Source organism: Dongshaea marina (assembly GCF_003072645.1).
GTDB classification, from domain to species: domain Bacteria; phylum Pseudomonadota; class Gammaproteobacteria; order Enterobacterales; family Aeromonadaceae; genus Dongshaea; species Dongshaea marina.
The window spans coordinates 4,084,899-4,103,417 of sequence record NZ_CP028897.1; the positions used below are offsets into that span (position 1 = coordinate 4,084,899).

An 18,519-nucleotide genomic window follows, 5' to 3' on the forward strand; every position below is an offset into this window, starting at 1 on the left:
GGAGATCTCATGAAAGCATCCATCCTCGCCCTAACCCTGTGCACCCTGCCAGGGCTAGCCATGGCTGCACCGGTTGCTCCGGTGAAGGCCCAGTTGGAGTCTCTGGCTAAAGAAACCAAGCTCCCCTATTCTGAGCTCAGCAAGGCGGTCGAGAGCGCCTCGCTCAACCCCAAGGTGATCGATGCGATGAATCATCCCTGGGAGAGTAAGCCCTGGTATCAATACTCCAAAATCTTTCTCACCGATAAGCGGGTGAGACTGGGAGTCGATTTCTGGAAGGCCCATGCCGCAACCCTCAAGCGGGCAGAGCAGGAGTACCAGGTGCCGGCAAACCTCATCGTGGCAATTCTCGGAGTCGAAACCTACTATGGCGAGCGAATGGGTGATATTCCCGTATTGGATGCCCTCTATACCCTGGGTTTTCACTATCCCAAACGCAGCGCCTTTTTCAGTAAAGAGTTTGCAGACTATGTCAAACTAAGCAGCGAAGAGAAATGGCCCCTGACTTCGATGAAGGGCTCCTACGCCGGGGCGATGGGAATGGGCCAGTTTATCCCCTCAAGCTACCTCCACTATGCCGTGGATTTTTCGGGAGATGGCCAGAGGGATCTCTTTAATAACCCGGATGATGCCATCGGCAGCGTGGCCAACTACTTCCACCAGCATGATTGGCAGTACAGCCAGCCGGTTGCCTATCCGGCCCATGTCACGAGTGATAAAGCTGATGCCCTGCTAAGCCCGAAACTCAAGCCGGAACTCAGCTGGAAACAGTTGGCGAAGGATGGAGTCAGCGTTGATGCCAAAATACCGGCCGATGCCCAGGTTAAGCTTCTCAAGCTCAAGGGGAAAAAGTCCCCCGACTACTGGGTGGTACTGGACAACTTCTATGTGATCACTCGCTACAACCACAGCCCGCTGTATGCGATGGCTGTCTATCAGCTCAGTGAGCAGATCGCCCGGGAGTACCATGCAACCAGTTAAACTCTTTGGCCTCATCATGCTGGGATTGCTGCTAAGCGCCTGTAGCAGCAACCCGAAAACCTCTTCCGATCGTTACCATCTGGATCAGGATCGCCCACCGGCCCGTACTCTGGATCCCGATACCCTCAAAGATGCGGTGCCCCACTATGAGCCATATAGCCGGGGCGGCAATAAGGATTATCAGGTGTGGGGGAAGTCCTACAAGGTGTGGCGTGGGATCACCCAGTATGATCAGGAGGGCGTGGCCTCCTGGTATGGCGTCAAGTTTCATGGCTATCACACCTCCAATGGTGAGCTCTATGATATGTACGCCATGAGCGCCGCTCATAAGCACCTGCCTCTGCCCAGTTACGTGAAGGTGACCAACCTGAGTAACGGTCGCCAGGTGATCGTCAGGGTCAACGATCGAGGGCCGTTCCACGATGATCGCCTCATCGATCTCTCCTACGCCGCCGCAGCCAAGCTGGAGATGCTCAAGACAGGCACGGCACCGGTGCGAGTGGAGCTACTGCACTTCTCTGCGCCAACCAAGCTCCCCGGACGCCTGGCAGAAACAAACGCTCCCCCTGCAAACGCAGTCAATACCACAGCAAAGACCAAACAACCTGAGGCTACTCAGGACTCAGCCTCGCAGGCAGAGCAACCCCCAATCGCCACTTTGGATAAAACGGCCAAGGCAGAGTCCTCAGAAAAGATCCCCTCCTCAGGGAAGGAGGGGAAGATGATCCAGCTGGTCGCCACCTCCTCCGAGAGCCGGGCACACTCTTTAGCCGAGCGCCTCAAATCGGAGCAACTGCCGGTCAAGGTGGTTCATCAGGGCAAGCTATACAAGGTTCAGACAGGCCCCTATTCCAACCCCAAACGCCTATATCAGACATTAACTGAGGTTCAGCGTGAATTTATTCACGCTTTTGTTGTCCAATGACGAATGGTGTCGTTTGGCTAGTCCAGACACACCATCGATTGATGCCATATAGAGCCTGACATCGTCAAAATCCATCTGTTATAGTGGATGACGTTATATCGCTTTTTAACCTGACATGAAAGAATCGAGGACAATGAAACTATCCATCCGTATCTGTTCGCTTCTGGTTGTCGCAGGAAGCCTGTTAAGCAGTGTAGCGAGTGCTGCACCCACCATAATCCCTAAGCCACCAGAGGTAGCAGCCCGCTCCTACATCCTGATGGATTACACAACAGGCAAGATCCTGGCAGAACACAATGCTGATGAACGCCTGCCTCCCGCGAGCCTGACCAAGATGATGACCTCTTACATCATCGGTCAGGAGCTCAAGATGGGGAATATCAAACACGATGATAAGGTCACGGTGAGCCGTGCGGCATGGGCCAAGAACTTCCCCGATTCATCCAAGATGTTCATCGAGGTGGGTAAGCAGGTTACGGTTGCCGATCTCAACCGCGGGATCATCATAGATTCCGGGAACGATGCCTGTGTCGCCATGGCAGAGTATATCGCCGGTAGCTCCAACTCATTCGCCGATATGATGAACGTGTGGGCCAAAAAGCTTGGGATGACCGAGAGTCACTTCGTCAATCCCCACGGTCTGTATAGCAAGGATCACTACACCAGCGCCCGGGATATGGCGATTCTGGGACAAGCACTGATCCGCGATGATCCGGAAGAGTACAAGATCTACGCTGAAAAATCCTTCACCTATAACGGGATCACCCAGTACAACCGTAATACTCTGCTGTGGGATAAATCCCTGCACGTGGATGGGATCAAGACAGGCCATGTCAGCGAAATCGGCTATAACCTGGTCGCCTCGGCCAAGCAAAACGGGATGCGCCTCATCTCTGTGGTAATGGGCGCTAAGAGTGAATACGCCCGGGGTGCCGAGAGTAAGAAACTTTTGACCTATGGCTTCCGCTTCTACCAGACCCTGACCCCATATAAGGCAGGCCAGACCCTGACCACTCAGCGGGTATGGATGGGAGATAAGGATGAGGTCAAACTGGGTGTCTCCAAGGATGTTGCCATCACAATTCCTCGTGGTCAGAGCAAGAACATCGAGGCGAGTTTCGAGCTGGACAAGGTCCTCAAGGCACCTCTCAAGCAGGGTGAAACCGTTGGCTCTGTTATTCTCAAGGCCGATGGCAAAGAGATCGCCAAAGCGCCTCTGGTTTCGCTGGAAAATGTGGAGAAGGGCTCGATCTTTTCCCGTTTCAAAGACTATATAGTGCTGCTATTCAAAAGCTGGTTTAGCTAACCACTAAGCCTTTAGGTTGCCGCTTCCTGTGACCAAGAGATCCGGGGAGCGGCTGCTGACTTACCCAAAGTTCTGTTTCGGCAGGCTCTCACTTCCCCTCCTGCCGAGCGATGAATCAACCCAATGGACAGGCAGGCCCTCATGAACCACAGAGTATTTCTCAACGGAGATTTTATTCCCGAGCAGCAAGCCCTGATCCCTGTGATGGACCGGGGATTTCTGTTTGCCGATGGCGTCTATGAGGTGATCCCCGCCTACCGGGGAAAGCTGTTTGGAGTCCTCCCTCACCTTGAGAGGCTGCAACGCAGTCTCGATGCACTGAAACTGACCAATCCCTATAGCCAATCCCGGTGGCAGAGCATCTTCAGGGAGCTGCTGCCAGCCCAGGAGGATGCGATGATCTACCTGCAGATCACCCGTGGCGCTCCACAGGAACGTCAGCATCACTGGCAGGGGCAAACGATGGAGCAAACGGTGCTGGTGAAGTCTTCAACCATGGTTAGCCCACAGCAGCCAAAAGCCAACCAGGGAGCTATCCTGGTGGAGGATCAGCGCTGGCAGCGCTGCGATATCAAATCGATATCCCTGCTACCTAACATCCTGGCCCGCCAGCAGGCCGCCGAGCAGAATGCTGTCGAAGCGATTATGCACAGGGATCAGCAGATCACCGAAGGCTCCGCCAGTAACCTGTTTATGGTTAGTGATGGCGAAATAATCACACCTGAGGTATCATCGCACATCCTGGCCGGCGTCACGCGCAAGATAGTGCTGCGCTTGCTTGAGCGAGAGGGGATCCCCTATCGTGAAGCAAGAGTAGATCAACAACAGCTGATGCAAGCCGATGAGCTGTTTATCACCAGCTCAACCAAGGAAATCTGTCCTATCACCCGCCTCAATGCACAGCCGGTGGGCGATGGTGAAGTCGGCAGACTCACCCAACAGGTTTTCCTGGGCTATAAGCAACTGATCCATCAATTAGTCACAGGTAGTATCAATGAATACGAAATTTGATGAACTCCTCGAATTTCCATGCACCTTCCCATTTAAAGTGTTGGGTGTCGCCGATCCGAGCCTTCCCGATCGTATCATCGAAGTCTTACAGCAACATGCCCCCGGTGACTACTCCCCTACCGTTCGTCCCAGCACTAAGGGTAACTATCACTCGGTGACAGTGCCGGTGATCGCCCAGAGCAAGGAGCACCTTGAGGCCATGTATAAGGCGCTCGGTGACATCGATCTGGTGCGGGTAGTTCTGTAACCCGATTATTAATAGCGACAACCACAAGACAGACAGCATGAGCGAATCATCTCCCGTTTTGATTGTTCGCAAGCTGGGGATGCAGCCCTATCAGGATATCTGGCAGGCGATGCACCAGTTTACCGATAACCGAACTCCTGAGACGATGGATGAGTTCTGGCTGCTTGAGCATACGCCGGTCTTCACCCAGGGGCAGGCCGGCAAGCCAGAACACCTCTTGGATCCCGGGAATATACCCGTGGTGCAAAGCGATCGCGGGGGCCAGATCACCTATCATGGGCCCGGTCAGCTGATCCTTTATCTGCTGATCGATCTGCGTCGGATCAAACTCGGGGTGCGCGAGCTGGTGACCGCGATGGAACACAGCGTCATCGCTCTGCTGCAGCAGTCGCAAATTGAGGCCTATGCCAAACCCGATGCCCCCGGGATCTATGTGGGAGAGGCCAAGATCGCCTCTTTGGGGCTTAGGATCCGCCGGGGCTGCAGCTTTCATGGGCTGGCCCTGAATATCGACCTGGATCTCGCCCCATTTTTACAGATCAACCCCTGTGGCTACGCTGGCATGCCGATGATCCGCAGCTGCGATCTGGGCGGGCCACAAACAGTTTCACAAGCCGAGCAGCCTCTGGTTGAGCTGCTGGCACAGCGTATTGGCTATCAACACATTCAGTACCTGGAGAGCAATCTATGAGTAAAACGCCAACCATTGAACCCGGCGTCAAGTATCGCGATGCAGATAAGATGTCACGCATTCCAGTCAAACTGATGCCAGATCCCAATGAGGAGCGCCTCAAGAAGCCGGACTGGATGCGAATCAAGCTGCCCGCCACCAGCCAGCGTATTCAACAGATCAAAGATGTGATGCGCAAAAATAAGTTGCACTCGGTGTGCGAAGAGGCCTCCTGCCCCAACCTGGCCGAGTGTTTTAACCATGGTACGGCAACCTTCATGATCCTGGGCGCCATCTGTACCCGTCACTGTCCCTTCTGTGATGTGGCCCATGGCAAGCCCCTGGCACCGGATGAAGAGGAAGCCCGTCACCTGGCAGAAACCATCCAGGAGATGAAACTGCGTTATGTGGTGATCACCTCGGTTAACCGCGACGATCTGCGCGATGGTGGCTCCAGCCACTTTGCCCGCTGTGTGGCCGAGATCCGCAAAGAGAGCCCGGAGATCAAGATTGAAACCCTGACCCCGGACTTTCGCGGAAGAATGCAGGAAGCCCTGGACAACCTGGAGCAGGGGCTGCCGGATATCTTCAATCACAACCTGGAAACCATTCCACGACTCTATACCGTGGCCCGTCCCGGCGCGAACTATCAGTGGTCCTTGAAGCTCCTTCAGGAGTTTGGCAAGCGCTATCCGGGGATCCCAACTAAGTCCGGCCTGATGGTTGGCTTGGGCGAGACCAATGAAGAGATCATCGAGGTGATGAAGGATCTGCGTGCCCATGGCGTCACCATGCTGACCCTGGGACAGTACCTGCAACCGAGCAAGCACCACCTGCCGGTCAAGCGTTATGTTTCGCCAGACGAGTTTGATGAACTCAAGGCAAAAGCACTGGAGCTTGGATTTACCCAGGCGGCATGTGGACCTTTCGTGCGCTCCTCTTACCATGCGGATCTACAGGCCGCAGGAAAAGATGTAGGCTAGTGCAGCTAAGCGTTATTACCTATACCGCTTATCTGAGTGTTGTGATTCGCAGCTACGCTGCATGATTACCGGGGTGCCGGCGGCACATTACTTTTGTGCCGCCAAAAGTAATCAAAAGCTCGCTCCGTACTGTGAGTCCCTCCACAGAACTACGCAGCTCGACATCCTGTCTCGGAAAAGACATTGAACAGTTCGCCTCCACACTCACAGGCTGAACAACTTTCCCAGAGACCTACATAGCAGAGTCTCCCCTAAACAGGGTGACTCTGCGTTACACAACCCCATGACCTGCAGCTATGCATTCTTTTCGGGGATCAAAAAAGGGGATTCTATCCCCTTTTTTGATCCCTGAATTTGCCTGGTGGATGTTTGTGACGATTTATCCCCATGCTATAAGTTGAGCTCTTTTTATGACCGAGCTTATCTTTTATGTCTTTAACTTTTATCAAGCGCATCGCTCTATGCGTGATCTGTTTTGTGGTGAGCTACTATCTCGCCATCTTGCTCCATGAGTACGCCCACAGCTTCACTGCTTACCTGCTGGGAGGACGGAGCAATCCTCTGGCCATCGATTATGGTCATTATGGGATCTTATATCGGGTGGATGAAGCCAATCATTACGATCACATGATGGCGCAAGGAAAACATCTGGTGGTCGGTATCTCCGGTATTGCCGGACTCATCATGAGCTGGCTGCTGGTTATGTTGGCTATTCGTCTCTGCCGTAACTCCGGGACCAATCACTCATCTCTTGGCATGGTTTTCTCGTTCTGGCTGGGAACCCTGTCTCTGGTGAGTGTGATTGGTTATATCCCTTTTGGCAGCTTTGAGAAAACCGGCGATATAGGGCGGTTTTGCCAGGGGCTCAATATCCCGCATACCCTGGTTTATCTCATCGCCCTGCCACTGGTCTTGCTCACCGTCTATTTTTGGATGAAACACTGTATCAGCGCTATGAATCGCTATCTTGGACTCAACTCGCGTATTGCAAGATTGCTATTTCGAGCCCTGTGCCTGCTGATCCCCCTGATGCTGATGCCGACGCTGTGGATGCTCATCAACCAGGATTTTAACCACCTGCTTGTGTTTGATAGCAGCATGCCGATGCGTTACCTGATGTTTATCAGCGCCCTGCTGGTTGGTGAGTTAATCGATAAACAACCTGCAAAGAGGATGGCAGCAACAGCCCCATAATATTTCCAGGCCAGCCTCGATCCCCCCTCTTCCTGAGTCCGGGATTGAGGCTCAGTTATAACTTGGTTAAACTGGTGCGACACAAGGAAAACGAAGTGGCTTCCTTCCGGGAATTCACTCTCCCCACTCATAAGGAAACTCCATGAGCTACGATACCCTGATTGTTCTGGTGATACTGGTCCTGGTGGTACTCGCCATCCTGTTCTCCACCATCAAAGCTGTTCCCCAGGGCTATAACTGGACCGTTGAGCGCTTCGGTCGCTACACCAAGACCCTGACCCCAGGTCTGAATATCATCACTCCCTTTATCGAGCGTGTCGGCCAGAAGATCAATATGATGGAGCGGGTGCTGGATATCCCGGCTCAGGAGGTCATATCCAAAGATAACGCCAATGTCACCATAGATGCGATCTGCTTTGTGCAGGTCATCGAAGCAAAACAGGCGGCCTATGAGGTCAACAATTTGCTGGATGCGATCCGCAACCTGGCGATGACCAATATTCGTACCGTGCTGGGCTCGATGGAGCTCGATGAGATGCTCTCTCACCGGGACTCAATCAATGAGCGACTGCTGCGCGCCGTCGATGAAGCAACCAATCCATGGGGCGTCAAGGTTACCCGGATCGAGATCCGCGATATCCAACCCCCCGGGATCTCATCGAGGCGATGAATGCCCAGATGAAGGCGGAGCGTCAAAAGCGTGCCGAAATCTTAGAAGCCGAAGGGATACGTCAATCACAGATTCTCAAGGCCGAAGGTCAGAAGCAGTCGGAGATCTTAAGAGCCGAGGGTGAAAAGCAATCGGCGGTACTGCATGCCGAGGCCCGGGAGCGGGAAGCCGAAGCAGAAGCCAGGGCGACCCAGATGGTCTCTGAGTCTATCTCGGCGGGGAATGTGCAGGCGATCCACTACTTCGTCGCCCAGAAATATACCGAAGCCCTGGCGAAAATCGCCGAAGGAGATAACAGCAAGGTGGTGATGATGCCTCTGGAGGCCAGCAGCCTCATCGGATCCGTCGGTGGTATCGCTGAGCTATTCCAGCAAACTAAGACTAAGTAGGTGAAACTATGCTGATCCTGTTGGCGCAGATCAACTTCTGGCACTGGCTCGCCTTTGGTGGACTGTTGCTGCTCGGTGAGCTGCTTGGTGCGGCCGGTTTTCTGTTTTGGGTCGGGCTGGCCGCCCTCGAGATTGGCGTCATCATGCTGATCTACCCCATCGGCTGGGAGATCCAGTGGCTGCTGTTTGCGATTCAATCGCTGGTGACGACCCTGCTGTGGTGGCGCTATCAGCACAGCAAGGATCAAAAAGCCCAGCAGGAAACCACCCTGAACTTGAGAGCGAAATCCTGCGTCGGTCAGCAGGCACTGCTGCTGATGGATGTCGAAGCAGGGTATAGCCGGATCAAGCTGGAGGGCACCACCTGGCGGGTACGTTGCCCCGAGGCTCTCAAAGAGGGGGATCTGGTGGAGGTCACCGAGTTTGAGGGCACCACCCTGGCCGTCAAAGGCGCCTGAGCCCAACCTCCAAGACCCGGTTTCTGCAACCGGGTCTTGTGTTTAACTCAGACAACGGGCCTTAGCGCCTTACTCAGCTCCAGAGAATATCGACTCTGAATCCACCCTGCCGCTGGTTATAAAAGTTGGCTTTCATCCCATGCAGAGCAGCTATGCGTTGCACAATTGAGAGCCCAAGGCCACTACCCGCTTTTTCCTGCCCCGGAGGACGAAAAAAACGCTCGGCGATGCGCTCAATAAACTCCTGCTCCACACCACAGCCATTGTCGGCAACGCTAAACCCTCTATCCCCAATGGTGACCCTGATTTGAGTTGCACCAACACCGTAGCGGATCGCATTATCCAGAAGATTCCGCGCCAACAGGGCCAGCAACAGCGGCTGCCCCATCCGCGGCTCAGGCTCCTGCTGCACATCCAGGATCAGCTCAACCCCAGTTGATTGTGCCTTATGGTAGTGATCCATCACCGCACTTTGTAGGATCTCTTTGAGGTTCACCGACTCGACATCCTCCAATCCATACAGAGAGTCCAGCCTGGACATGGTCAATAGCTGATCCACCAGGCGGGTGGCCCGATCGATTCCAAGGCTCAGGTTCTTAAGGGCATTTTCACGCATCTTTTTATCATCCTCAGCCAACTGCACCACTTCGGTCTGAACCTTCAGTGCCGCCAGTGGACTGCGCAGTTCATGGGCAGCATCCGAAGTGAAGCGTCGCTCCCGGTTGAGCATCTCTTTGGTGCGGTGAAATAAACTATTGAGAGATGCCACAATCGGCTTAACCTCCGAAGGGATAGCCTGCACGGAAAGCTCTGAATCATCATCAGGCTGGCGCTGCTTGAGGCGTTTTGCCAGTCGCCTGAGAGGCGCCAGCTCACGACTGAGTAGCAGAAATAGTAGCAGGAGCATCACGGGCAGGGCGATCAACCATGGCAAGAGCTGGGCCTTGACCGTATCCAGGGCCATATCATTGCGATACTCCCACTCCTGGCCCACAACCACCCTATGTTTATGATCCTTAGAGGTCAGCCACACCAAGCGCCACAGATCATCATCGCCACGGCGATGACCGTCGGTGAAACCATCTCGCCGATAATCATATTTGAGATCCGCGCCGTTTTCGCCATCGTTAAGTACCATCTTGCCGTCCGTGGTGTAGATAGCGAACGCCAGCGCATCATCATCCAGATCTCCCCGGTGATGCTTCACTAGTCGCTTGGTTTTGGGAAGCTCCTTTGTCCCCCTGTCGAGCTGCGCCAGGTTCAGCGTCACCAGGCGCTTGGCAAATAGCATCTGCTGGGTATCAAACATCTCATTGATGGTGTCTCGTGCCTGGTACCAGGCCAGCAGGCTTGCGGCCCCCCAGGTCAAAAGTGCCAGCAGGGTAAAACCGAGGATCAGGCGAACTCGCAGGCTTTGATTCAGGTAAAGCCAGCTCATGATGGCTCTCCCAGGGTATAGCCTATCCCATGCACAGTGCGGATAAACTCTTTCCCTAGCTTGCGTCTGAGGTGATGAATATGAACCTCCACCGCATTACTGGAGACCTCCTCATCCCAGTTATAGAGCTTCTCTTCGATCTGAGCCTTGGGTAGCACCCGGCCACTGTGGCGCAGTAACAGCTCCAACAGGGCAAACTCCTTGGGCTTGAGGGTGAGAGGCTCCCCGTTGAAACTGGCGGTTAGCCGGGCAGGATCCAGCTCCAACCCGGCATGACTCAGGGTATTTTGCGCCTGGCCATGGCGGCGGCGGATCAGTGCCTGCAGCCTGGCAGCTACCTCTATCAATGCAAAAGGCTTACACAGATAATCATCGGCCCCGAGCTGCAGTCCATCGACCCGCTGCTCCAGGGCATCACGGGCGGTCAGGATCAGTACCAGCTCATTGCGCCCGGCCTGGCGCCACTTTTTCAGTATCTCCAGCCCATCCATACCCGGAAGGCTCAGATCCAGGACCACAGCATCGTAAGGAGCCGCATCTAACGCCATATACCCCTGCTTACCGTCGCTGAACCAGTCCACGCTAAATCCCATCTTAACCAGTCCGGCCCTGATGCCATCACCGATCAGGGCATCATCTTCAATCAATAAAATTCGCATGACCGGTTCCTTTATTTATTTCCAGATAAGCCATATCTAATGGCAATTCAGGCATGTTGTACAGAATAAAAACGCTGCAATCCAGTCAGTTAGCCATTTTTGAAAAAAATAGTCATCCCACCGGCTCCCTTAAGAACTCCTTAAGATCTGTTTGCTTTAATCAATCCTGAAACAAGGCGCAGCACCTCTTAAGCTGCAACCGAGTCTGACTGAGGAAGATGATTATGAAAAAAGTAGCAGCCCTGACCGCAATCCTGACTATCTGTAGTGCATCCGCTTTTGCCAGTGGCTTTGTTGACTCATCTAAACATGCAACGACTAAGGGTGGATTTGTCGGAGCAGCAGATACCCTGACCACTGTAGACAAGGCTAAGACCCAAAGTGATGACACCTGGGTCACCCTGCAGGGGAAGATTGAAAAGCGGGTCGGAAGTGATGACTATATCTTCCGTGATAACACAGGAACCATTAATGTCGAAATCGATCACAAGCGCTGGGAAGGCCAGACCGTTACCCCGAAGGATACGGTGAAGATCCAGGGAGAGATCGATAAAGACTGGAACTCAGTGGAAGTTGAAGTGAAACAGCTGCAGAAGATCTCCTAAGCACACCAGAGACAGCAAGGCCGGATATGAATCCGGCCTTGCTGTCTCTTTTCAATCTAAATTCAGTCTTTTTCCGTGTCGCCTCCAAATGACTCCCGCTCCGGGATAGGGTCACGGTCGCCAATCGCCGCCGAGAGCAAATCTTTCCAGGAGATGATCCCAACCAGGCGCCCCGCTTCGAGCACCGGCAGGCAGGAGATCTTGTACTTCAGCAAGATTCGCGAGGCCTCGGGAATCGTCATTGAGGGGGATGCGGTGATGGGATTACGCTGCATGATCTGATGCGCCCGCTTGGTGAGAGTCTCCCGATCCCGGGGAAGCTCGGCAATGGTATTTAAATAGGGGCTGACCGCCTTCATCATGTCCCGGTCTGAGATGATCCCCATCAGCTCATGCTCATCCACCACCAGCAGGTGGCGAAACGGTGCCTGTTCGAAAATATCCCGGACCACCTCAAGACGATCGTCCATGGAAACACAGACCAGGCGGGTCGTCATGATATCAGCAAGGCGCATTTTTCACTCCAGACAAGGCTTTAACCAAAATTTAGTACACTCCTGAGCCCCTTGCCTGCCACCTCATCGATTTAGCAGCTAATACACTATGCGATAGCTGATCACTTCTCTATTGTGATTGGTAATACTTTTGTATCGCCAAAAGTGCTCAAAAACTTATATGGACTCCCGGCGGCGAGCCCGACTGCGGCTCCATAGCCAGCACAAGAGCAACACCACAGCCAGGATTGGAAATAGCTTAATAAAGACCGCCAGCATCCCAACCAAAAAGAGCACAAACACAAACAGCGCCGCCACCAACAGCATGCTCACCAGGGTAAAGCCAGCGATAGCCATGCCTATGAGCACCACACACAAGATTAAAAATTCGAACATGATCTAACTCCAGAAAAGCGAGCTGCGACCTCAGCCCGCAAAGAAAACTGCCCTACAATACTCAAGATCCATACCAAAAGCATTTTTTCTTATAAAACAAGGGGTGAGCACCCGCTATGCCCACCCCTCATATCCAATAGTGGCTAAAGTAGCCACTTTAATTGGCGAAATTAGCTTTATATTGCTCCAATCGGACTCATCACCAACTGCCCCTGCTGCAGATTCAATCGCTGCTGATGGAAATGTGCCAGGGTCGAGCGGTGAGCAATACTCACGATCGTGGTCTCTTCAAGCTCCTCAAGCAACAGCTGATACAGAAGCTGCTCGGTCTGCTCATCAATGGCTGAGGTTGCCTCATCGAGGAAAAGCCAGCGCGGCCTCTGCAGCAGGGCCCTTGCAAAAGAGAGTCGCTGCTGCTCACCCGGTGACATCACCTGGGCCCAATGCTGTACCTCGTCCAGGGCTCCCCTGAAATGCTCAAGGTGACAGAGACTCAAAAGCTCCTGAAGCTTCTCATCACTGACAGCTCCGGAGAAGCCGGGGTAGAGCAGTGCATCACGCAGGGGGCCGATCGGCAGATAGGGACGCTGCGGCACAAACAGCACAGATTCAGGGCGGGTCACCTCCCCATCCCCAAAGGGCCAGATCCCGGCCAGCACCCGGAACAGAGTACTCTTACCGGTCCCCGATGCCCCGGAAACCAGCAGGTGCTCACCCGGTGTCAGCTCCAGGTTAGAGCGGTTAAGAAGCACAGAGCCTCCTGGCAACTGGACCTCAACTTCCTTGAGAGTACAGGCATCACCTCGCTGGTAGCGAAGATGGCTCTGCTTCACCATCTTCTCAAAGGCCATATCCATTCCCTGGTTAAAGCTCAGCAGACGATCCGTGGTTGCCTTCCAGGCCGCAAGCGCGGCATAGGCATCGACAAACCAGCTTAATGAGCTCTGCACCTGGCCAAAGGCGTTGAGGATCTGCATAAATCCACCCAGCTTGATCTGCTTGGCAAAGTAGCTTGGCGCCGCCACCAACAGTGGAAAAAGAACAGCGGCCTGATGGTAACCCGCGGTAAAAGCGGTCAGGTTTTTCTGCCAACGCATGATCCGCCAATAGTTTTGCCAGACCTGGGTAAAGCGCTTGCCTAAGCGCTTTTTCTCGGCGCTTTCACCATCATAGAGGGCGACACTCTCGGCATTCTCCCGCAGGCGGACCATGGAGAAGCGAAAATCCGCCTCATAGTGCTGCTGGCGAAAGTTGAGTTTTATCAGCGGCCGACCGACAAAATGGGTCAGTACACTACCAAGGATTGCATAGATAAGAGCCGCCCACACCAGAAAGCCCGGAATATGTACCCCGGGACCAAAAAAGGTGACCGTGACCGTGTTTGACAACCCCCACAAAATGGTGACAAAGGCGAAGAGGTTCACTATGTTACTCAACAGGCCCAGGCTCAGATCCAGGGTGTTATCGGTAAACATATTGATATCTTCGCTGATCCGCTGATCCGGGTTGTCGGTCTGGTTTCGGTTAAGCTCCAGCTGATAGTAAGCCTTCTTGCCGAGCCAACGATCAAAATACTGGTGAGTCATCCAGCGGCGCCAGTTAATCTTCAGCGCCATCTGCAGATATATTTTACAAACCGCTGCCACGATAAAAATTGCAGCAAGAATGCAGAAGAATTTCACGAGGGGCCAGAACTGCTCCTTTTGATAGTTCTGGAATACGTTAAACATATCCCGGTTCCAGGCGTTGATCTTCACCGAAATATAGATCAACAGCAGATCCAGAGCGATCACGATAATCAACAGGCTCCAGGCCTTGAGCCACTCCTCGCTGCGCCAATAGGGATAGGTAAGCCGCCAAACCGACTTGACGAAAGAACTAGATTGAGACTGTTGATTCATCCGTGAGCTACTCTCCGGTTAAAAAAGAATAATTATCCAGAATAAAACTGAGCGCAGACTGAAGCGTCTGCCTGGAGGGCGGCAGAAGTGGGTAGGCTGCAGGATCAAAAACGCCCCGTACGGGGCGTTCGGTTATTCTTGGTCGTCGTCTGGCTCGGCAAGCCAGATCTGATGGTCCGGATCCAATTCTTCAGACACGGATACACTCACCCCCATGTCCAGTAACTCTTTCAGGGTCAGATCATCAGCCAGGTTCATAACTTCGCCGACTTCGTTTGTAAAGCGCATAGTTCTCACCTCCCAAAAAATTACCTTGCACCCATAATCATGGCAGAAAATAACTCAGATCGCAGCCCCAAAAGTGCAACTATCTTGACTAATTTCACCCCTCATCTTCGACAAATTCAACCGCCAGGTGATAAGCACCATCAACGGTCTTAGCCCGGATCACCCGAGCCTCGGCAAGAAAAGGAGGAAGCCGGTTGCTGGCCGTTGCCAGGTTGACCTTGATGAGCTCCCCCACTGTAAACAGGGGCTCAGAGAGTTCTATCCCCATCCCGTGGGCACTGAGATCCCGGCAAACCCCTGTCACTCTGTGGGTCTGGCCGATAATCTGTAGCGGAGAGTTAATTACCATGCGACGAAACTGTCGCCGTTCATCATGATTGTTTTCCATAAGATCTATCATTCCCTGACGCCAATATCTGGTGTCGAAAACTGGTGTTCGTTACCAAACGTTAATACAATGTGCGCCGTTTCTCAAACTTGAATCATCCTTGATGCCACGCGCCATGGAGGCAATATTTGAAGGGGCTGGAGCAGACTTCAGCGCCTCGAAGATGGCTCACTCATCCACTATGGGGAAAAGATGTGAAAAAATTATTATCCTTTATGGCGATACTCCTTGTCGCAAGCTCGGTTCATGCCGCGCCAGCTAAAACCCTGACCATCTACACCTATAGCGCTTTTAGCTCCACCCCTGAACTGGGGCCTGCCATCGCCAAGGCGTTTGAACAAAAGTACCACTGCAAAGTCAAACTGGTTGGCCTAGATGATGGGGTCAGCCTGCTCAACCGGCTGCGTCTGGAGGGAAAACACAGCAGAGCCGATATTGTGCTGGGTCTGGATAACAATCTCATCAGCGCGGCTGAAAAGACCGGGCTTTTTGCCAGCAATGATATCAACCTTAGCAAGCTGAGTGTGCCCGGTGGTTGGAACAACACTAGCTTCATTCCTTACGACTATGGTTATTTTGCCTTTGTCTATAACCAGCAAAAACTAAAGAACCCGCCCCGGAGCCTGAAAGAGCTGGTCGAGCGAAAAGATATCAAGATCATCTATGAGGATCCCCGTACCAGCACTCCCGGGCTGGGCCTGTTACTGTGGATCCACAAGGTCTATGGCGATAAGGCAAGCCAGGCCTGGCAGCAGCTGGCGCAAAAAACCATCACTGTCCCCAAGAGCTGGAGTGATGCTTATGGGATGTTTCTCAAAGGCGAGTCGGATATGGTGCTGAGCTACACCACATCTCCGGCCTATCACATCATGATGGAGCATACCGACACCTACCAGGCAGCCGATTTTAAAGAGGGTCACTATATGCAGATTGAGGTCGCGGCCCGGCTCAAGAATGCGCCAAACCCGGAGCTCGCCAAAGACTTTCTGCGCTTCATGTTGACGCCCGCTTTCCAGGAGCGGATCCCGACCGGCAACTGGATGTACCCGGTCACCAGGGTCAAGCTGCCCAAGGCGTTTAACCAGCTTCCTGTCCCGGCCAAAGCTCTGAGCTACTCACCACAAGAGGTTGCTAAAAACCGCCAGGCCTGGGTTCGACAGTGGCGTAGCGCCGTTACTCAATGAAGCACAGACCCCTATGGTGGCTGCCGGCAACGGTCGCCACCTTGCTGATCCTTTCGGGAGCTATCGCTCCCTTAGGTGCGCTGTTACTTCAGAGCTCAGATAGCTCACTGTCGATGACACTGAGTGATCCCTATATCATTCATGTGATAGTTTTCAGCCTCAAACAGGCTACCCTGTCGACTCTGCTGAGCCTGATACTGGCGATCCCCATCGCCCGGGCCCTGGCCCGCCGCTCTTTTCCCGGGCGATCCTTGCTACTTCGACTGTTTGGCCTGTCTCTGGTGCTGCCGGTGATCGTGGCCGTATATGGTATCGTCAATGTCTATGGCCATGATGGGTGGCTCAACCAGCTACTGGAGTTACTACAGCTGCCCCGCTGGGGAAGCCTGTACGGACTGCAGGGGATCCTGCTGGCTCACGTTTTTTTCAACATGCCACTGTGTACCCGGATGCTCCTACAGGGGATCGAATCGATTCCCAGTAATAACTGGCGCCTTGCCAGTCAGCTGGGAATGAGTTCAGGAATGATTTTCCGCCTGCTGGAGTGGCCGGCGATGCGCTCACAGCTGTGTGGGCTGATAAGCCTGGTATTTATGTTGTGCTTTACCAGTTTTGCCACCGTGATGGCATTGGGTGGCGGCCCGGCCAGTACGACGCTGGAGGTGGCCATTTTTCAGGCCCTTCGCTACAACTTTGACCTGCAGAGTGCCGGTCAGCTAGCGTTGATTCAGCTGGCCCTCACCTGCGTCGTACTCCTGGTAAATCAGTGGTTTAATAAGCCTCTGCCCTCCTCTGCAGACAGCTACTCTAGTCAGTTAAGACCCGACCGCCACACTCTCAGCTCCAAGTTCTGCGATAGCCTGCTGATCCTGCTTGGCATTCTCATCTACCTGCCTCCCCTGCTGGCGATTGTTATCTCCGGGCTGAATCTTCAGCTTGTGAAGGATCTGATGCACCCGGTGCTTTGGCAGGCCTGCTGGACCTCTTTAAAGATTGCCGTTAGCTCAGGGCTACTGTCACTGCTACTGGCGGTGCTGATGCTGCTTACAACCCGCCACCTGAGGATCCGGATGCAGTGCAGGTTGCCGGCAACCCTCCTAGAAAGCTGTGGATCAATCATTTTGGTGCTGCCGGGAGTGGTCCTGAGTACCGGGCTGTTTATTCTGCTGATGCCCTGGCTTGATGTCTTTGGTGTCGGATTCTACCTGGTGATCCTGGTGAACGCTCTGATGGCTCTTCCCTATACTCTGCGAACCCTCAACACGCCGATGCAGTTACTGGTACAAAACTATGACAAACTTTGTGATAGCCTCGGGATCACAGGCCTGAGGCGGTTAAGAGTGATCGAGTGGCACCAGTTAAGGCGCCCGATTGCAATCGCCCTGTCACTGGGCATGATCCTATCGGTTGGCGATCTGGGAGCGATCGCTATGTTTGGTAGCGATCAACTACAAACGCTTCCCTACCTGCTGTACCTGCAGCTTGGGAGCTACCAAACTCAACATGGTGCGGCGACAGCCCTTATTCTGTTACTGCTGTGCTTTTTCATCTTCTGGTGCGTCGAAAAAGGCTTGGGAGGGCAGAATGCTCGAGATTCGTAACCTGACTTACCATCACGGCTCTGTGCAGTTTAAGTTTGATCTCAGTGTAAATACCGGGCAGATCCTCTGCCTGCTGGGGCCCAGTGGCGCAGGTAAATCAACCCTGCTGGATCTCATCGCAGGCTTTTTAACTCCTGAGCATGGTGCAATCGAGTTTTGTGGAGAGGATCTACTGCTATCGGCTCCGGCTAACCGACCGGTCACCTCACTGTTTCAGCAAAAAAACCTCTTTTTGCACCTCAAGGTTCGAGACAACCTGGCGCTTGGGATCCACCCGGGGATGAGACTCACTTCCGCGCAAAAAAAGCGTCTGGAGGAGGTCGCCCGGATGACAGGGCTCATGGAGCAGCTAGATAAATACCCACAACAGCTCTCCGGGGGACAGCAACAACGGGTCGCACTGGCACGCTCCCTGCTGCGCAACAAGCCCTTGCTGTTACTGGATGAGCCTTTCAGTGCCCTGGACCCTTCACTGCGCTCAGAGATGCTGCGCCTGGTAAGGCAGCTGGCCCGGGAGCACCGGCTCACTGTGCTGATGGTGACTCACCATCCCGAAGATGCAAAAGTGGTTGCCGATGAACTGCTATTTATCATCCTGGGTAAGAGCCATTGTCAGGGCCCGGTCTCACTTTTGGATAATCCTCCAAGCCAGGAGATCCGTGATTACCTGGGACAGCCAGACTCTAAGTAGCAGGTTAAAAGGCACAAGAATGCCGCCAAGCCAAGCTCGG

20 protein-coding genes and 1 pseudogene are annotated in these 18,519 nt (G+C 53.6%); 14 read left to right on the top strand and 7 right to left on the bottom strand.

Going from position 1 to position 18,519, the window contains the following annotated elements:
* Positions 1-9 precede the first annotated feature (9 nt).
* The 10 genes and pseudogenes from mltB (at position 10) to DB847_RS19145 (ending at position 8,834) form a co-directional block, all read left to right on the top strand.
* Positions 10-981 (top strand): lytic murein transglycosylase B, encoded by a 972-nt coding sequence (gene mltB / locus DB847_RS19100; protein WP_108652130.1) that lies wholly within the window; start codon positions 10-12, stop codon positions 979-981.
* Positions 968-1,906, top strand: coding sequence for a septal ring lytic transglycosylase RlpA family protein (locus DB847_RS19105; RefSeq protein ID WP_108652131.1), 939 nt, complete (start codon positions 968-970; stop codon positions 1,904-1,906). Before mltB ends, DB847_RS19105 begins: the two co-directional genes overlap by 14 nt.
* Positions 1,907-2,039: 133 nt before the next feature.
* Positions 2,040-3,212: a D-alanyl-D-alanine carboxypeptidase family protein gene (locus DB847_RS19110; protein ID WP_108652132.1), complete on the top strand. Its 1,173-nt coding sequence runs from the start codon at positions 2,040-2,042 to the stop codon at positions 3,210-3,212.
* A 141-nt stretch (positions 3,213-3,353) separates the two neighbouring features.
* Positions 3,354-4,223, top strand: a complete 870-nt coding sequence (locus DB847_RS19115; RefSeq protein ID WP_108653024.1) for an aminotransferase class IV — start codon at positions 3,354-3,356, stop codon at positions 4,221-4,223.
* Complete coding sequence (gene ybeD, locus DB847_RS19120) at positions 4,207-4,470, top strand: DUF493 family protein YbeD (RefSeq protein ID WP_108652133.1); 264 nt, start codon at positions 4,207-4,209, stop codon at positions 4,468-4,470. Before DB847_RS19115 ends, ybeD begins: the two co-directional genes overlap by 17 nt.
* 37 nt (positions 4,471-4,507) lie before the next feature.
* The gene (gene lipB / locus DB847_RS19125; RefSeq protein WP_108652134.1) at positions 4,508-5,161 is read left to right on the top strand and encodes a lipoyl(octanoyl) transferase LipB; all 654 of its coding nucleotides are present in this window, start codon (positions 4,508-4,510) and stop codon (positions 5,159-5,161) included.
* A complete protein-coding gene (gene lipA, locus DB847_RS19130) occupies positions 5,158-6,123 on the top strand; it encodes a lipoyl synthase (protein ID WP_108652135.1) in 966 nt (321 codons plus the stop codon). Before lipB ends, lipA begins: the two co-directional genes overlap by 4 nt.
* A gap of 429 nt (positions 6,124-6,552) precedes the next feature.
* Positions 6,553-7,317, top strand: a complete 765-nt coding sequence (locus DB847_RS19135) for a hypothetical protein (protein ID WP_108652136.1) — start codon at positions 6,553-6,555, stop codon at positions 7,315-7,317.
* 142 nt (positions 7,318-7,459) lie between these two features.
* Positions 7,460-8,376 (top strand): annotated as a pseudogene (locus DB847_RS19140) (SPFH domain-containing protein).
* An 8-nt stretch (positions 8,377-8,384) separates the two neighbouring features.
* On the top strand, positions 8,385-8,834 hold the full coding sequence (locus tag DB847_RS19145; protein ID WP_108652137.1) for an NfeD family protein: 450 nt from the start codon (positions 8,385-8,387) through the stop codon (positions 8,832-8,834).
* A gap of 73 nt (positions 8,835-8,907) precedes the next feature.
* Here DB847_RS19145 and qseC read toward each other — a convergent pair whose 3' ends face one another.
* Positions 8,908-10,272: a quorum sensing histidine kinase QseC gene (gene qseC / locus DB847_RS19150; RefSeq protein ID WP_108652138.1), complete on the bottom strand. Its 1,365-nt coding sequence runs from the start codon at positions 10,270-10,272 to the stop codon at positions 8,908-8,910.
* The gene (gene qseB, locus DB847_RS19155; protein ID WP_108652139.1) at positions 10,269-10,931 is read right to left on the bottom strand and encodes a quorum sensing response regulator transcription factor QseB; all 663 of its coding nucleotides are present in this window, start codon (positions 10,929-10,931) and stop codon (positions 10,269-10,271) included. The genes qseC and qseB overlap by 4 nt, the downstream gene beginning before the upstream one ends.
* A 224-nt stretch (positions 10,932-11,155) precedes the next feature.
* On the opposite strand from qseB, the gene DB847_RS19160 reads away from it, so the two are divergent.
* Positions 11,156-11,536 carry a YgiW/YdeI family stress tolerance OB fold protein gene (locus DB847_RS19160; protein WP_108652140.1) on the top strand — a complete coding sequence of 127 codons (381 nt, stop codon included), beginning with the start codon at positions 11,156-11,158 and terminating at the stop codon, positions 11,534-11,536.
* 62 nt (positions 11,537-11,598) lie between these two features.
* On the opposite strand, the gene DB847_RS19165 is transcribed toward DB847_RS19160, so the two are convergent.
* The 5 genes from DB847_RS19165 to DB847_RS19185 all read right to left on the bottom strand — a co-directional run bounded on the left by DB847_RS19165 (position 11,599) and on the right by DB847_RS19185 (position 15,003).
* A complete protein-coding gene (locus DB847_RS19165) occupies positions 11,599-12,051 on the bottom strand; it encodes a CBS domain-containing protein (protein WP_108652141.1) in 453 nt (150 codons plus the stop codon).
* Between the two features lie 156 nt (positions 12,052-12,207).
* A complete protein-coding gene (locus DB847_RS19170) occupies positions 12,208-12,426 on the bottom strand; it encodes an envelope stress response protein PspG (protein ID WP_108652142.1) in 219 nt (72 codons plus the stop codon).
* A gap of 176 nt (positions 12,427-12,602) precedes the next feature.
* Positions 12,603-14,327 carry an ABC transporter ATP-binding protein/permease gene (locus DB847_RS19175; RefSeq protein WP_108652143.1) on the bottom strand — a complete coding sequence of 575 codons (1,725 nt, stop codon included), beginning with the start codon at positions 14,325-14,327 and terminating at the stop codon, positions 12,603-12,605.
* Between the two features lie 132 nt (positions 14,328-14,459).
* Positions 14,460-14,615, bottom strand: a complete 156-nt coding sequence (locus tag DB847_RS19180) for a hypothetical protein (RefSeq protein WP_108652144.1) — start codon at positions 14,613-14,615, stop codon at positions 14,460-14,462.
* Between the two features lie 94 nt (positions 14,616-14,709).
* Positions 14,710-15,003, bottom strand: a complete 294-nt coding sequence (locus DB847_RS19185) for a PilZ domain-containing protein (protein WP_108652145.1) — start codon at positions 15,001-15,003, stop codon at positions 14,710-14,712.
* A 215-nt stretch (positions 15,004-15,218) separates the two neighbouring features.
* Here DB847_RS19185 and thiB point away from each other — a divergent pair, with 215 nt between their 5' ends.
* Genes thiB through thiQ form a run of 3 tightly spaced genes read left to right on the top strand, consistent with a single transcriptional unit; the run spans position 15,219 to position 18,479 of the window.
* Complete coding sequence (gene thiB / locus DB847_RS19190; protein WP_234418641.1) at positions 15,219-16,187, top strand: thiamine ABC transporter substrate binding subunit; 969 nt, start codon at positions 15,219-15,221, stop codon at positions 16,185-16,187.
* Positions 16,184-17,788, top strand: a complete 1,605-nt coding sequence (thiP, locus tag DB847_RS19195) for a thiamine/thiamine pyrophosphate ABC transporter permease (RefSeq protein WP_108652146.1) — start codon at positions 16,184-16,186, stop codon at positions 17,786-17,788. The genes thiB and thiP overlap by 4 nt, the downstream gene beginning before the upstream one ends.
* A complete protein-coding gene (gene thiQ, locus DB847_RS19200; RefSeq protein ID WP_108652147.1) occupies positions 17,772-18,479 on the top strand; it encodes a thiamine ABC transporter ATP-binding protein in 708 nt (235 codons plus the stop codon). Before thiP ends, thiQ begins: the two co-directional genes overlap by 17 nt.
* Positions 18,480-18,519 lie beyond the last annotated feature (40 nt).

Excerpts from the sequence above, each read along its gene's own strand:
- mltB (WP_108652130.1), top strand. The coding sequence starts at position 10 with ATGAAAGCATCCATCCTCGCCCTAACCCTGTGCACCCTGCCAGGGCTA.
- DB847_RS19105 (WP_108652131.1), top strand. The coding sequence starts at position 968 with ATGCAACCAGTTAAACTCTTTGGCCTCATCATGCTGGGATTGCTGCTA.
- DB847_RS19110 (WP_108652132.1), top strand. The coding sequence starts at position 2,040 with ATGAAACTATCCATCCGTATCTGTTCGCTTCTGGTTGTCGCAGGAAGC.
- DB847_RS19115 (WP_108653024.1), top strand. The coding sequence starts at position 3,354 with ATGAACCACAGAGTATTTCTCAACGGAGATTTTATTCCCGAGCAGCAA.
- ybeD (WP_108652133.1), top strand. The coding sequence starts at position 4,207 with ATGAATACGAAATTTGATGAACTCCTCGAATTTCCATGCACCTTCCCA.
- lipB (WP_108652134.1), top strand. The coding sequence starts at position 4,508 with ATGAGCGAATCATCTCCCGTTTTGATTGTTCGCAAGCTGGGGATGCAG.
- lipA (WP_108652135.1), top strand. The coding sequence starts at position 5,158 with ATGAGTAAAACGCCAACCATTGAACCCGGCGTCAAGTATCGCGATGCA.
- DB847_RS19135 (WP_108652136.1), top strand. The coding sequence starts at position 6,553 with ATGTCTTTAACTTTTATCAAGCGCATCGCTCTATGCGTGATCTGTTTT.
- DB847_RS19145 (WP_108652137.1), top strand. The coding sequence starts at position 8,385 with ATGCTGATCCTGTTGGCGCAGATCAACTTCTGGCACTGGCTCGCCTTT.
- qseC (WP_108652138.1), bottom strand. The coding sequence starts at position 10,272 with ATGAGCTGGCTTTACCTGAATCAAAGCCTGCGAGTTCGCCTGATCCTC.
- qseB (WP_108652139.1), bottom strand. The coding sequence starts at position 10,931 with ATGCGAATTTTATTGATTGAAGATGATGCCCTGATCGGTGATGGCATC.
- DB847_RS19160 (WP_108652140.1), top strand. The coding sequence starts at position 11,156 with ATGAAAAAAGTAGCAGCCCTGACCGCAATCCTGACTATCTGTAGTGCA.
- DB847_RS19165 (WP_108652141.1), bottom strand. The coding sequence starts at position 12,051 with ATGCGCCTTGCTGATATCATGACGACCCGCCTGGTCTGTGTTTCCATG.
- DB847_RS19170 (WP_108652142.1), bottom strand. The coding sequence starts at position 12,426 with ATGTTCGAATTTTTAATCTTGTGTGTGGTGCTCATAGGCATGGCTATC.
- DB847_RS19175 (WP_108652143.1), bottom strand. The coding sequence starts at position 14,327 with ATGAATCAACAGTCTCAATCTAGTTCTTTCGTCAAGTCGGTTTGGCGG.
- DB847_RS19180 (WP_108652144.1), bottom strand. The coding sequence starts at position 14,615 with ATGCGCTTTACAAACGAAGTCGGCGAAGTTATGAACCTGGCTGATGAT.
- DB847_RS19185 (WP_108652145.1), bottom strand. The coding sequence starts at position 15,003 with ATGGAAAACAATCATGATGAACGGCGACAGTTTCGTCGCATGGTAATT.
- thiB (WP_234418641.1), top strand. The coding sequence starts at position 15,219 with ATGGCGATACTCCTTGTCGCAAGCTCGGTTCATGCCGCGCCAGCTAAA.
- thiP (WP_108652146.1), top strand. The coding sequence starts at position 16,184 with ATGAAGCACAGACCCCTATGGTGGCTGCCGGCAACGGTCGCCACCTTG.
- thiQ (WP_108652147.1), top strand. The coding sequence starts at position 17,772 with ATGCTCGAGATTCGTAACCTGACTTACCATCACGGCTCTGTGCAGTTT.